Origin of the sequence: Streptomyces sp. ATCC 21386, assembly GCF_018728545.1 — a bacterium.
Classification (GTDB): domain Bacteria; phylum Actinomycetota; class Actinomycetes; order Streptomycetales; family Streptomycetaceae; genus Streptomyces.
The window spans coordinates 5,991,722-6,004,943 of the sequence record NZ_JAAVVL010000001.1; the positions used below are offsets into that span (position 1 = coordinate 5,991,722).

A 13,222-nucleotide genomic window follows, 5' to 3' on the forward strand; every position below is an offset into this window, starting at 1 on the left:
CCTTTCCACAGACGGCAGGGGACGTTCTCTGTCGCGGACGACGGCTGCGCGACCGAGCAAGCAGGGAAACGTGGGGGGCTCGTCAAAGAAGAGTCGAGGTGGAGACCGGCTCCAGACGGACGACGATCGACTTCGACGTGGGGGTGTTGCTGATCGCCGCCGTGGAGTCCAGGGGGACCAGGACGTTGGTCTCGGGGAAATAGGCGGCGCAGCAGTCGCGGGGCGTCGGGTAGGGCACCACGCGGAAGGCGGGCGCCCTGCGTTCCACGCCGTCGTCGTACTCGCTGACGATGTCGACGAGGTCCCCGTCGGCCAGGCCGCGGTCGGCCAGGTCGTCGGCGTTGACGAACAGGACCCGGCGGCCCTGACGGATGCCGCGATAGCGGTCGTCCAGGCCGTAGACGGTGGTGTTGTACTGGTCGTGGGAGCGGAGCGTCTGCAGCAGCAGCCGGCCCGGCGGCACGTGGGGACGCTCCAGCGCGTTGGCGGTGAAGTTGGCCAGGCCCGTGGCGGTGGTGAACCGGCGTTCGTCGCGGGGCGGGTGGGGCAGTGCGAAGCCGCCCGGCCGTCGCACCCGGTGGTTGAAGTCCTGGAAGCCGGGGATCACGCGGGCGATGCGGTCGCGGACGGTGTCGTAGTCCGCCTCGAACTCCTCCCAGGGCACGTGGGAGCCCGCTTCCCCGAGCGCGGCCCGTGCCATCCGGCAGATGATCGCGACCTCGCTGAGCAGGTGTTCGGAGGCGGGTGCGAGTCGCCCTCGGGAGAGGTGCACCATCCCCATGGAGTCCTCGACCGTGACGAGCTGCGGCCCGCCGGGCCGCAGGTCGGCCTCCGTCCGGCCGAGGCACGGGAGGATGAGCGCCTGTTCGCCGGCGATGACGTGCGAGCGGTTGAGCTTGGTGGAGATCTGCACGGTGAGGCGGCAGTTGCGCAGGGCCCGCTCGGTCCGGTCGGTGTCGGGGGCGGCGGCGACGAAGTTCCCGCCGAGGGCGACGAAGACGCGTACGTCGCCGTCGCGCATGGCGCGGATGCTCTCGACGGCGTCGTGGCCGTGGTGCCTCGGGGGCGTGAACGCGAACTCGGCGCCGAGCGCGTCGAGGAACGCGCCGTCCGGTTTCTCGTAGATGCCCATGGTGCGGTCGCCCTGCACGTTGGAGTGGCCGCGCACCGGGCAGAGACCGGCGCCGGGGCGGCCGATGTTGCCGCGCAGCAGGAGGAAATTGACCACGTCCCGGATGGTGGGGACCGAGTGCTTGTGCTGGGTGAGACCCATCGCCCAGCAGACGACGATCTTCTCGGCGGCCAGCACCTCGCGGAAGGCGGCCCTGATCTCCTCCTCGGGCAGACCGGTGGCGGAGAGGATCTCGTCCCACGACGCCTTGCGGGCGTGCTCGGCGAACTCCTGGAAACCATGCGTGTGGCGTTCGATGAAGGAGGTGTCGAGGCAGGTACCGGGGGCCTCGTCCTCCGTTTCCAGCAGCATGCGGTTGAAGGCCTGGAAGAGCGCCTGGTCCCCGCCGAGCCTGATCTGCAGGAATCGGTCGGCCAGGCGGGTGCCGCCGCCGAGGACGCCGGAGGGCTTCTGGGGGTTCTTGAACCGCAGCAGTCCCGCCTCGGGCAGGGGGTTGACCGCGATGATCCGGGCGCCCCGGCGCTTGGCTGTCTCCAGCGAGGAGAGCATCCGGGGGTGGTTGGTGCCGGGGTTCTGGCCGACCACGAGGATGAGGTCGGCGTCGTGGAGATCCTCCAGGGTGACGCTGCCCTTGCCGATCCCGATGGTCTCCGTCAGGGCCGAACCACTGGATTCGTGGCACATGTTGGAGCAGTCGGGCAGATTGTTGGTGCCGAGCATCCGGACGAAGAGCTGGTACAGGAACGCGGCCTCGTTGCTCGCCCGGCCGGAGGTGTAGAAGGCGGCCTGGTCGGGCCGGTCGAGCGCGGCGAGTTCACGGGCGATCACGGCGAACGCGTCGTCCCAGGAGATCGGCCGGTAGCGGTCGTCGCCGGCCGCGCGGTACATGGGGTGGGTCAGCCGGCCCTGCTGCCCGAGCCAGTAGTCGCTGCCGGGGAGCAGGTCCTCCAGCGTGTGCTCGGCGAAGAAGTCCGGGGTGACCCGGCGGACGGTGGCCTCCTCGGCCACGGCCTTGGCCCCGTTCTCGCAGAACTCCGCCCGGTGGCGGTGCTCCGGCTCGGGCCAGGCGCATCCCGGGCAGTCGAAGCCCTCCTTCTGGTTGACCCGGAGGAGGGTGAGCAGGCCCCGGCGGGCACCCATCTGCTCGCCGGCGTGCCGGAGGGAGGAGGTGACCGCGGGGATGCCGGCGGCGTACTCCTTCGGGGGGCCGACCCGCAGCCGGGCGTCGCCGGGGTCCTCGACAGGTGCGTTGCGAGTCATCTGAAGCGCCACACTCCGGGATGTAGGGGAATCGGAGCCACGTTCCGTGCCGCCGGGCCTCTCGGCCCGGCGGGGCGGGCCGCCGACAGACATCAGGGGGTTGCGAACTGCACAACAGTGCCGCGATGCGCAACGAGAACAAGAAAGCGTGACGCGCGATCCCCTGTCAAGACCGGCGCACCACCCGATCGGCACGGGGTGCGGGATCGCCAGGACGCGACGGACGAGCCGTGGTCGAGGCGCCCCCCACCACGGCTCGTCTGTCGCGCGCCGCGCGGCTACGCCGACGCGGCCGCGGTCCGCTCCGTCACCCGCCCGTCAGAGGACCACCACCGAGCGCAGGACGTCGCCGCCGTGCATCCGCTCGAAGGCCTTCTCGACCTCGTCGAGTCCGATGGTCTCCGTGACGAAGGTGTCCAGGTCCAGGCGCTTCTGGAGGTAGAGGTCGATGAGCATGGGGAAGTCGCGGTCGGGCAGGCAGTCGCCGTACCAGGAGGACTTCAGGGCGCCGCCGCGGCCGAAGACGTCCAGCAGGGGCAGCTCCAGCTTCATCTCCGGAGTCGGCACGCCGACGAGGACGACCGTGCCGGCCAGGTCACGGGCGTAGAAGGCCTGCCGGTAGGTCTCGGGGCGGCCGACCGCCTCGATGACGACGTCCGCGCCGAAACCACCGGTGAGCTCACGGATCGCCTCGACGGCGTCGGTCTCGCGGGAGTTGACGGCATGGGTGGCGCCCAGCTTCCTGGCGGTCTCCAGCTTGTGGTCGTCGATGTCCACCGCGATGATCCTGGCGGCACCCGCCAGGTCGGATCCGAGGACCGCTGCGGCCCCGACGCCGCCGCAGCCGATGACGGCGACCGTGTCGCCACGGCCGACGTTCCCGGTGTTGATGGCGGCACCGATGCCGGCCATCACCCCGCAGCCCAGCAGTCCGGCGACCGCCGGCGACGCGGCCCGGTCGACCTTGGTGCACTGGCCCGCGGCGACCAGCGTCTTCTCCGCGAAGGCGCCGATGCCCAGCGCCGGGGAGAGCTCGGTGCCGTCGAGCAGGGTCATCTTCTGCTTCGCGTTGTGGGTGGCGAAGCAGTACCAGGGCCGACCGCGTCGGCAGGCCCGGCAACTGCCGCACACCGCACGCCAGTTGAGGATGACGAAATCACCGGGCGCGACATCCGTGACCCCCTCCCCCACCGACTCCACCACACCGGCCGCCTCATGACCGAGCAGGAAGGGGAAGTCGTCGTTGATCCCGCCCTCGCGGTAGTGCAGATCGGTGTGGCAGACCCCGCAGGCCTCGACCTTCACCAGCGCCTCACCCGGCCCGGGGTCCGGCACGACGATCGTTTCCAGGCTGACGGGGGCACCCTTGCCCCGCGCGACGACAGCACGGACCTGGTGAGCCATGGCCACTCCTCGGCTGGTACGAGACCTGCGTCTGATGTTTCTCATTGCGATACACATAGCGTGTACCGCAACACAGCATCGTGGAGTGCCGACCGGGGGTCAAGGAGTCGCACGGCCGTCGTCGCCGTGTGGGCGGGCCCTAGACCGCCTGCTCCTCGTCGGGGAGTGCCTGCTCGGCCCAGATGGTCTTGCCCGTGCGGGTGTGGCGGCTGCCCCAGCGCTGGGTGAGCTGAGCGACGAGCAGGAGGCCCCGGCCGCCCTCGTCGAAGGCACGGGCCCGGCGCATGTGCGGAGCGGTGGCGCTGGAGTCGGAGACCTCGCAGACAAGGGTGGCCTCACGGATCAGCCGCAGCTGGATCGGGGACCCGCCGTAGCGGATGGCGTTGGTGACCAGTTCGCTGACGACGAGTTCGGTGACGAAGGTGAGTTCCTCCAGACGCCAGGCGGAGAGCTGGTCGCAGGCCAGTTTGCGGGCCCGTCCCACGGACGCGGGGTCGGCGGGCACGTCCCAGACGGCGACCCGGTCGGCGTCCAGGGCCCGGGTCCGGGCCAGCAGCAGGGCCACGTCGTCGACGGGGCGGTCCGTCAGCAGGCTGCCCAGGACTCCGTCGCAGGTCTCCTCCAGCGGGCGGCCCGTGCCACGGAGTGCCTGGCGCAGCCGGTCGAGCCCGTGGTCCAGATCGCGGCCGGCCGCCTGGACGAGACCGTCGGTGTACAGGGCGAACACGCTGCCCTCTGGGACGTCGAACTCCGCGGTCTCGAAGGGCAGACCGCCCACGCCCAGCGGCGGCCCGATGGGCAGATCGAGGAAGACCGCCTCGCCGTCCGGGGCGATCAGGGCCGGCGGCGGGTGGCCGGCCCGGGCCATGGAGCAGCGGCGCGCCACGGGGTCGTACACGGCGTACAGACAGGTGGCCCCGATCTCGCCCGGGCTCTCCGCGTCCTCTGCCTCGTCCGCCGTCCGCTCCGAGTCCAGCCGCAGCACGATGTCGTCGAGCTGGGTGAGCAGCTCGTCGGGGGCGAGGTCGACATCGGCCAGGGTGCGTACGGCCGTCCGGAGCCGGCCCATGGTGGCCGACGCCTGGACGCCGTGGCCGACGACGTCGCCCACGACCAGCCCCACCCGGGCACCGGACAGCGGGATGACGTCGAACCAGTCGCCCCCGATGCCTGCGCGGGTGCTGGCCGGCTGGTAACGGGAGGCGACCTCGACGGCGGACTGCCGGGGCGCGCGGTGGGGCAGGAGGCTGCGTTGCAGTTCGAGGGCGATGGCGCGCTCGCGGGTGTAGCGGCGCGCGTTGTCGACACAGACGGCGGCGTGGGCGGCGAGTTCCTCGGCCAGCAGCAGGTCGTCCTCTCCGAAGGGCTCGGCCGTGCGGTGCCGGGAGAGGATCGACAGGCCGAGGGTGAGGCCGCGGGCGCGCAGGGGCACCGCCATCATCGAGTGGATGCCGTGGACCTCGATGCTGCGGGCCCGCTCCGGCGAGCCCCCCGCCCAGCGCAGCCTGGTGACGTCGTCGGCCTCGTACAGCAGGGCGCGCCCGGTGGCCAGCGCGCGGCCCGACGGCGACCCCTCGTCGTAGGTGTGGCGGCTGCCGACCGGGACGACGGCCTCGGGGCAGCCCTCCAGTACGGACCGGTGGGCGGCGCGGCGGAAGACCAGGCGGTCGGCGTCGGGCGAGGGGGTGGCCTCCTCACCGGCGAGCACGGAGTCCAGCAGGTCCACGATGACGAAGTCGGCCAGATGGTCGGTGCACACCTCGGCGAGTTCCTCGGCGGTGCGGGACACGTCGAGGGTGGAGCCGATCCGGTTGCTGGACTCGTTGAGCATGCTCAGGCGCCGGCGGGCGAGGAACTGCTCCGTGCTGTCGATCGCGGCCAGACACATGCCCCGTACGTCGCCGGAGGCGTCCTTCAACGGGCTGAGCGAGACCAGCCACGCGTGTTCGCGCGCCTCGCCCGGCGCGCGCAGCCATGCCTCGTACGGCATGGGCTCACCCGTTCGCAGTACGCGCCGCACCACGTCGTCGAGGCCCTCGAAGCCCGGCAGCCGGCGCTGCCCGTCGACGGACACCCCCACCCGCCGGCCGAGCAGGTCCTGCTGCGGCCTGCCCATCACCCGCTCCATGGCCGAGTTCGCGGACACCGCGAGCCCGTCCTGGTCGAAGAGCGCGATCGGGACGGGGAGCTGGTCCAGGGCCCACCGGCGCAGCCGGGCGGCGGGCTCCGGCACCGTGGCCGTCAGGAACCACTGCGTGCGGCCCGCGGAGTCCAGCAGGGGATACGCCTCCAGCTCCAGCTCCACGTCATGACCGTCCCGGTGCCGTGCGTGCACGGGGCCGCGCCAGTCGGCCGGTTCGGTGAGACGGCTGCGCGCCGACGCGGGAAGCGCCCGGGCCAGCAGGTCGGCCGCGCGGCGGCCCAGGACCTCGCCGCGCTCGTAGCCGAGCACCTGTCGCGCGACGGCGCTCCACGCGATCACCAGTCCCCTGGCGTCGACCGCGGCCGTGGCGACACCGTGCTCGCCCATCGTTCCTTCTCTCCGTACGACCGGAGCCGTGGTCCCTGGGCTCACAGATCGACTGCGGGGAACTCTTCCAAGCTTCATTGTGCGCCGGGCGCGCCAGGCATGGCGCGCGACCGCCCGGAGCACCGGGGCTCCCACCCTGCCATGTCCCGTGCCTCCCGGATGCCCGCTCACGACGTCGTCCGGCGGCCCCGGTCGCCGGACCGCCCGTGTCCTCCTCGCAGCTGGCGTTCAGCCCCGACGGCCGCGCCCTGGCCGACGGCAGCGAGGACTGGACCGCCCTGCTGTGGGACCCCGACGTGGAACACGTCGCCGCCCGTATCTGCGGTTCGGCCTTCCCGACCGTCTCCCGGGCCGAATGGCGGCAGTACTTCCCGCACTGGGCGTACCGTCCACCCTGCGGGGATCGAGGGGATCGAGGGGATCGAGGGGATCGAGGGGATCGAGGGGATCGAGGCGACCGGAGCCCGAGTGCTCGTCGGCCCGGCGGGCTCGGGCGGCCCGGCAGAGAGCGGAGACAGGAGAGTGGGGACACCTTGGTGGAGTCGGAGGGCGGCGTGGCGGAGGCTCGGGCGCGGCGCCGGGGCTTGTTCGTCGGGTTGTGCACCCTGGACGTCGTACAGCTCGTCGACCGGGTGCCGGGGGCGAACGAGAAACTGACGGCACGCGAGCAGCTGGTGGCAGCGGGCGGCCCCGCGGCGAACGCGGCGGTCGCGTTCGCCCATCTGGGCGGTTCGGCCACCCTGCTCACGGCGATCGGCCGCCATCCGCTGGGGGCCGCCGTCACCGCGGACCTGGCCCGGCTGGGCGTGACCGTGGTGGACCTGGCGGCCGACTCGGTCGAGCCGCCTGCCGTGTCGTCCGTGCTGGTGACCGCGTCGAGCGGCGACCGGGCCGTCGCCTCGACGAACGCGACGGGCCACCGGCTCGCCCCGCCGGACGACCTCGCCGCGCTGGTGGCGGCCTGCGACATCGTGGAGTTCGACGGCCATCACATGGAACTGGCCGTGGCCACCGCCCGGGAGGCGCGGGCCGCCGGCCGTCGGACCGTGCTGGACGGCGGCAGCTGGAAGGTGGGGACGGAGCGGCTGTTGCCGTCGATCGACGTGGCCGTCTGCTCGGAGGACTTCCGCCCGCCCGGTTCGGACACGTCGAGGAGCGCGCCCGCCGACGTCCTGCGGTTCCTGCGGGACCACGGGGTCTCCCGGTCGGCGGTCAGCCGGGGCGGGCGGTCCCTGGTGTGGGCGGGCCCCGACGGCGGGGGCACCGTGGCCGTCCCCGCCGTACGGGTGGCGGACACGCTGGGCGCGGGTGACGTCCTGCACGGGGCCCTCGCCCACGGCCTCGCGGGGCACGCCGCGTTGACGTCGGACGCTTTCGTCGAGGCCCTGCGGGAAGCGACGGCGGTGGCCTCGCGGGCGTGCGCGTCGTTCGGGACACGGGCGTGGCTGCGCGAGGGGTGAGCCGCGGGCGCGAGGCGTACACCCCGGGAGACACGAGACCGGTCAGGAGGCCACGGTGGTCGGAAGGGGGTGGACACCCTGGGGGGTGGGGGTCGTCTCGCGGACGGCGGGGAGAGCGGGGGGCGTCTCGCGGACGGCGGTGGGAGCGGGGGTCGTCTGGCGGGCCGCCAGGCAGTCTTCGAGGAAGGCGAGCGCGCGCAGGTGGTAGGCGCGGGCGGCCCGTCCGAGGCTGATGTTGTGTCCGGCCCCCGGCTGACGCTCGACGCTCACTCTCGGGGCGGCCGTGAAGTGGGCGGCCAGATCGGTGAGGGCCTCGTCGTCGTGGCGCCACCAGCTCTCGTGCTCGGCGAAGGTCAGCCGTACCGGCACGCGGACGCGGGGGGCCGTGGAGCGGAACAGCAGCGGCCAGCGGGCCAGTTCGGCCCGCTCCCGTGGGGGCACGGGCTCGACGATCGAGCCGCTCTCCCGGAAGGTGCCCGAGGGGTAGAGCCGCAGCGGCCCCCAACTCCTGCGCAGTTGGCCTCCGTTGTGTGCGGTGGGCAGTTCGTGCGGCTCGACGGCGTACAGATGGCCGCAGCCGGAGATGTCGATCCCGAGCAGGTGCGGTAGGCCGGGGCCGGCGGCCGCGGTGAGGGCCACCTTCCCGCCGTAGGAGTGGGCGAGCAGGAACAGGCCGGCGCCCGCGTCGTGGCGGGAGGTGAAGTCGCGCAGTGCCTCGCGCAGCGAGACGGCCTGTTCCGCCAGGCCCTGCCCTTCGGGCAGCCGGGCGGCGGAGTGCCGGTAGCCCGGCCGGTCCACGGCCAGGACGGTGTGGCCGAGGCTCGCCCCCAGCGTGAGCAGCGACTGCTCGGGATGGGCCCGGCAGTCGAAGTAGCCCGCGTTCATGCCGCCGCCGTGCACCGCGATCACGACGGCGCGCGGGGAGCCCCCGGGCGGCTCGCTGAGCAGCGCGGAGAGCGGCAACCCGGCCGCGTCCAGGGTGATGCGGCGTACCCCGTGCGGGGACTCGTGGGCCGGTCCGGTCATGGGCGCTCTCCTCCGTGGCTCGGCGCCGGCGGGTACCTGCGGGCCACCGGCCGAGGTCAGGGTCCCCCGTCCGGCCGGTGCCCGCACCCGGGCCACCGCGGGCGGGTGAACGAGCGTCACGCAGCGGGCGCCGCCCATTCCACGAACTGGACGACCACACCGTTGGGGTCGGTGACCTGGAAGAGGCGCTCGCCCCACGGCTCTTCCCGCAGCGGCAGGGTGATCTCGACGCCCGCGGCCCGGAGTCGGTCCTCTTCGCGGGCGATGCCCGAGTCCAGGGTGAACGCGAGGATGAGCCCGCCGGCGCGCTGATCGCGCTGATCGGCCGGCAGGACCTTCGTGCCGCGGCCCAGCAGGACGATGTCGGCGGCGGCGTCGGTGCGGCCCAGCGAGGAGAAGCCGTCCGCCGCCATGCGCTCCTCGTAGCCGAGGTGGGTGGTGAAGAAGGACCGGGACGCGGCCACGTCGTCGACGGTGAGGGAGACGGTGGAGGCGGTGATCTGCACGCGGTTCCTTTCGAGAGGGCGGCAATACTTGCTACCGGTGTAAGATTACGTCGGTAGCATCAGCGCCGTCAATATATTTTTACTACGAGGGTAAGATTTTCCCATGAGCATCGAGACCCCAGGTCTGCGCGAGTCCAAGAAGCGCGAGACACGGCAGCTGATCTCCGACCACGCCACCCGGCTCTTCATGGCGCAGGGCTTCGAGGCGACCACCATCGCGGAGATCGCCGCCGCCGCCCGCGTCGCCAAGAAGACCGTGACCAACTACTTCCCGCGCAAGGAGGACATGGCCCTCGACCATCAGGACGTGTTCGTCGCGGGCCTGGCCGAGGCCGTACGCGCCCGCCACACCGGGGAGTCCGCCCTCGGGGCGCTGCGCCGCGCCTGCGAGGCCGGGGTCGCCGCCCAGGACCCGCTCATCGGTTTCGCCGGCCCGGACTTCTCCCGGATGGTCCAGGAGAGTCCGACCCTTTCGGCCTGTCTGCGCACCCTGCACGACCGGCGTGAGGACGCGCTGGCCACCGCACTCGCCGAGGCCACCGGCTCCTCCCCCGACGACATCACCGCGCGCACCGCCGCGGCCCTCCTCTCCGCGGTGCACCGCGTCCTGTTCCACCGCATCCAGGAGCTGACCCTCGCCGGCCGCTCGAACGACGAGATCGCCGCAGTCGTCGCGAGGGAGACCGCCGATGCGTTCGGCCTACTGGAACCTGCGCTCCGGGACTACGCGGTGGCCTGAGCGCCACCGCCCGAGCCAGGACGGCGACGGCGCGGGCGCCCACGTCGGCGGCGAGGCTCCGGCGCGCACAGCAGCCAGGCGGTGAGGGCCGTGATGAGAACGGCCGCCCACAGCACATGGGCGTCGTCCCAGCGGGGATCGAGCGGGGACACGAACAGGGCGAAGCGGGGCGGCAGGAGGACGTCCGCCGTGATCGGAAGCGCCACTGCGACGCCGGCGACGGCCGGCCCCGGGACGCGTACCAGGCTGAACCGCACGACTGCGGCGGCGACGGCGAGCGCCGCCGCGCACAGGGCGGCGGCCTCGACGGTCACCGCACCCGGCGGCAGCGCGGCCCGGTGCGCGGGACCGGCGCCGGCCCGTGCGACGGCCAGGACCGCCGTCCACCACAACACGACCGCCGGGAGCATGACTGCCGCACGCAGGACTTGACGCAGTGGACGCGGCACGGGCGGGACGCCGGTGGTGTGCCGGGCCGGATCGTCCAGGACGAAGGCCGTCCCCACCGCCCCGCACAGTGCCGCCGCCCGCACCACGTCGACCAGTACCTCCGCGGGGAGGTCCACAGAGAGCAGGGCCGGTACGGCGACGATGGCGAGCCCCAGGGCCCAGCCGGTGGCCGTCGTCCTCCACGGCAGCGACCGCGCCGTGGGCCGCAGCAGCGCCACGACCACCGGAAGCCGCCGTCCCCCGCGCACCGGCGGCTCCGTCGTAGGCACGGACTCTCGCGTCATGCGCACTGGTACTCCCGGTCGTCGGCGGTCTCGGCCGGAGCGGTGACACCGAGCAGAGCCGCGGCACGGTCGGTGGTCGTACCGGGAGCGGACAGCTCCGCCCAGGACGCCTTCACCACGCGCTCCACCTCTCCCCGCGGCCGCGTGAACAACGCCTGGACGACGGCGAGTTCGCGGCCGCGCAGGGCGATGGCGGTCGCCGGTGCCTGGATCACTCCGGGACTGTTGTGGTCAACGCCGGTCCTCTCGAACGCGGCCTCGCCGTCCCGAGTGGCACGGACCGCCAGCCACACCATCAGGACGCCCCGCGCGTCGCAGTACGCGCCCCCGTAGCGCTCGTGCCCGACGACGAGCCCCCGGGCGACGCCCGCCGCGAACTCCAGTTCCCGTTCGCCGCCCCACGCGGTGATGGCCGTCACCTCACCGGGCGCGGCGGTGGTCGCGAGCTCTGTGCCGCCCGACGGCCCGTCGAGCGCGGCGACCCGCTGCCGTACGGTAAGCGCCCGCTCCGCGTCCGGTGCACCGGCCAGTGCCCGCACCCGGTCGGTGACCCGGGCCCACTCGTCGATCCAGGGGGTGAACTCGGGGAATGCGCAGTAGGTCGTGGTCCCGTGCCGCTCGCAGTCCTGCACCTTCGCCGGGTCACGGGTCGCCACCTCCCGGGCCGCGCGCACCGCGTCCGAGGGCGCCGTCCCCTGGAGGACGACGGCCAGCACGGTCACGCCGAGCGCGCCCAGGGCGGTGGCCCGAACCGCACGCGTACGGCCCCCGCTCAGCAGCACCGCACCCGCCGTCACCAGGACCGCGAGGGCCAGCAGATACAGCGCGTGACCCGCCGCCGGCCTGCCCAGCAGGTCGGACGGCAGCGGCCAGGCGCCCTCGTCGAACACCACGGGGGCCAGTCCGCGCAGCCAGGCCGGGCTGGTGGAGTCGGCGACGAACACCATGGCGAACGCGAGCAAGGCGACCACCGCCAGCGGGGCGACGAACGCCGACCGGGCGACCCGGGCGAGCAGCACCCCCACGGCACCGGGCAGGAGGATCAGCAGCGGACCTGTCACCAGCTCGGACACCGAACCGCGACCGACCGCGCCGGGTTTCAGCGCAGCCGCCGTGAACTGGCCGGCGACGATCAGCGCCCCCACCAGGACGGTCGGCAGCACGGACAGCACATGCGCGACCGTGCGCCGCCACGGCGGCAGGACCAGCACCGAGAAGGACGCCTCCGTGCCCCGCCGGTGGGAGCGGAGCACCGCCAGATTCACGGCGACCAACACCGCCAGTCCCAGCAGCAGTTGCCCCGTCTGGGTCTCGCGGTCGATGTCCTGGAGGACCGGATAGGCGTCCTCCGGCTCGGCGCCGGGCCACAGGACGAGGGTCAGATACGCCAACAGGGCGATCAGTACGAGGGGGTGGAGCAGCAGACGCCGTGCTTCGACCCGGGCGAGCGCGAGCATGGCCCGTCGTCGGCCCCGGGCCCGTACCGCGTCTGGCTTCGGTCGCGGCGTCGGCCTCGGTGCGGTCGCGCGGCTCCCGGTGACGGCCGTCATGCCGTCACCTCCGCCACCGGGTCGCCGCCGAGCGCCAGCAGATAGCCGTCCTCCAGCGTCGGTTCGACCAGCCGGGCGCCCGCGGGCGGGTCCCCCACGTTGCGGAACTCGCCCGTCCCGGTGCGCCATCCGGCTCTGGCGCCCGGCTGCCGTTCCCCGCTGTGCCACACCCGGCCGTCCGCCACCGCCGTCAACTCGGCGGCCGTACCGTCGAAGCGCACGCGCCCCTTGTCCATCACCACCACCCGGTTGCACAGCATCGCCACGTCCTCGGTCTGGTGGGTGGACAGCAGCACCGTCCGGCCCTCGCCGGCCTCCGCGATCAACTCCCGGAACCGCATGCGCTGTTCGGGGTCCAGGCCCACCGTGGGCTCGTCCAGGACCAGGAAGCCGGGGTCGCCGACCAGGGCCGCGGCGAGGGCGACGCGCTGGCGCATGCCGCCGGAGAGCCGCCGTATCCGCTTTCCGCGCTCGCTCGCGAGGCCGACCGCGTCGAGGACCCGGCGGGCCTCGGCGTGGCGGGCGCGCCGGTCGGTCAGTTCCTTGAGGATCGCCACGTAGTCGATGAACTCGAAAGCGGTGAAGTCCGGGTGGAATCCGGGGTTCTGCGGCAGATAGCCCAGGTTCCTGCGCGCGTTCTGCCGTCCGTGGGCCGTGCTCGGATCGTGCCCGAGGACGGTGAACCCGCCGTGGTCGGGGGGCGTCGCCGTCGCCAGGATCCGCAGCAGCGTCGTCTTGCCCGCGCCGTTCGGGCCGAGGAGTCCCGTCACCCCTTCGGTGAACCGCAGCGTGACGTCGTCCACCGCTCTCGTACCGCGATAGCTCAGGGTCAGCCCGGCGGCCGAGACCGTGGGTCGTGTCATGACAGCCTCCAGGCTGTG

At 73.2% G+C, this 13,222-nt stretch carries 10 protein-coding genes; 2 read left to right on the forward strand and 8 right to left on the reverse strand.

Translation table 11 applies throughout. The annotated features are described in order from the left end of the window. Positions 1 to 82: 82 nt before the first annotated feature. The 3 genes from GWK25_RS25725 to GWK25_RS25735 form a co-directional block, all read right to left on the reverse strand. Positions 83 to 2,392 (reverse strand): FdhF/YdeP family oxidoreductase, encoded by a 2,310-nt coding sequence (locus tag GWK25_RS25725; protein ID WP_215453450.1) that lies wholly within the window; start codon positions 2,390 to 2,392, stop codon positions 83 to 85. 318 nt (positions 2,393 to 2,710) lie between these two features. Next, positions 2,711 to 3,796 carry an S-(hydroxymethyl)mycothiol dehydrogenase gene (locus tag GWK25_RS25730; RefSeq protein ID WP_215453452.1) on the reverse strand — a complete coding sequence of 362 codons (1,086 nt, stop codon included), beginning with the start codon at positions 3,794 to 3,796 and terminating at the stop codon, positions 2,711 to 2,713. A 139-nt stretch (positions 3,797 to 3,935) separates the two neighbouring features. Next, positions 3,936 to 6,326 (reverse strand): SpoIIE family protein phosphatase, encoded by a 2,391-nt coding sequence (locus GWK25_RS25735; RefSeq protein ID WP_215453454.1) that lies wholly within the window; start codon positions 6,324 to 6,326, stop codon positions 3,936 to 3,938. A 533-nt stretch (positions 6,327 to 6,859) separates the two neighbouring features. Here GWK25_RS25735 and GWK25_RS25740 point away from each other — a divergent pair. Then, positions 6,860 to 7,786 carry a PfkB family carbohydrate kinase gene (locus GWK25_RS25740; RefSeq protein WP_215453458.1) on the forward strand — a complete coding sequence of 309 codons (927 nt, stop codon included), beginning with the start codon at positions 6,860 to 6,862 and terminating at the stop codon, positions 7,784 to 7,786. A 42-nt stretch (positions 7,787 to 7,828) separates the two neighbouring features. Here GWK25_RS25740 and GWK25_RS25745 read toward each other — a convergent pair whose 3' ends face one another. Together GWK25_RS25745 and GWK25_RS25750 are read right to left on the reverse strand one after the other, a co-directional pair. Continuing rightward, positions 7,829 to 8,812: an alpha/beta hydrolase gene (locus GWK25_RS25745; RefSeq protein ID WP_251829033.1), complete on the reverse strand. Its 984-nt coding sequence runs from the start codon at positions 8,810 to 8,812 to the stop codon at positions 7,829 to 7,831. A 116-nt stretch (positions 8,813 to 8,928) separates the two neighbouring features. Beyond that, the gene (locus tag GWK25_RS25750) at positions 8,929 to 9,318 is read right to left on the reverse strand and encodes a VOC family protein (RefSeq protein ID WP_215453461.1); all 390 of its coding nucleotides are present in this window, start codon (positions 9,316 to 9,318) and stop codon (positions 8,929 to 8,931) included. A 103-nt stretch (positions 9,319 to 9,421) separates the two neighbouring features. On the opposite strand from GWK25_RS25750, the gene GWK25_RS25755 reads away from it, so the two are divergent. After that, positions 9,422 to 10,057, forward strand: coding sequence for a TetR/AcrR family transcriptional regulator (locus tag GWK25_RS25755; RefSeq protein ID WP_215453464.1), 636 nt, complete (start codon positions 9,422 to 9,424; stop codon positions 10,055 to 10,057). Here GWK25_RS25755 and GWK25_RS25760 read toward each other — a convergent pair. The 3 genes from GWK25_RS25760 to GWK25_RS25770 are packed head-to-tail and all read right to left on the reverse strand — an operon-like array spanning position 10,042 to position 13,204. Further along, positions 10,042 to 10,791 (reverse strand): ABC transporter, encoded by a 750-nt coding sequence (locus tag GWK25_RS25760; RefSeq protein ID WP_251829034.1) that lies wholly within the window; start codon positions 10,789 to 10,791, stop codon positions 10,042 to 10,044. The two genes, GWK25_RS25755 and GWK25_RS25760, sit on opposite strands and share 16 nt — an antisense overlap. Further along, the gene (locus GWK25_RS25765) at positions 10,788 to 12,341 is read right to left on the reverse strand and encodes an ABC transporter permease (RefSeq protein ID WP_215453467.1); all 1,554 of its coding nucleotides are present in this window, start codon (positions 12,339 to 12,341) and stop codon (positions 10,788 to 10,790) included. Before GWK25_RS25765 ends, GWK25_RS25760 begins: the two co-directional genes overlap by 4 nt. Continuing rightward, positions 12,338 to 13,204, reverse strand: a complete 867-nt coding sequence (locus tag GWK25_RS25770) for an ABC transporter ATP-binding protein (protein WP_215453469.1) — start codon at positions 13,202 to 13,204, stop codon at positions 12,338 to 12,340. Before GWK25_RS25770 ends, GWK25_RS25765 begins: the two co-directional genes overlap by 4 nt. Positions 13,205 to 13,222: the final 18 nt, after the last annotated feature.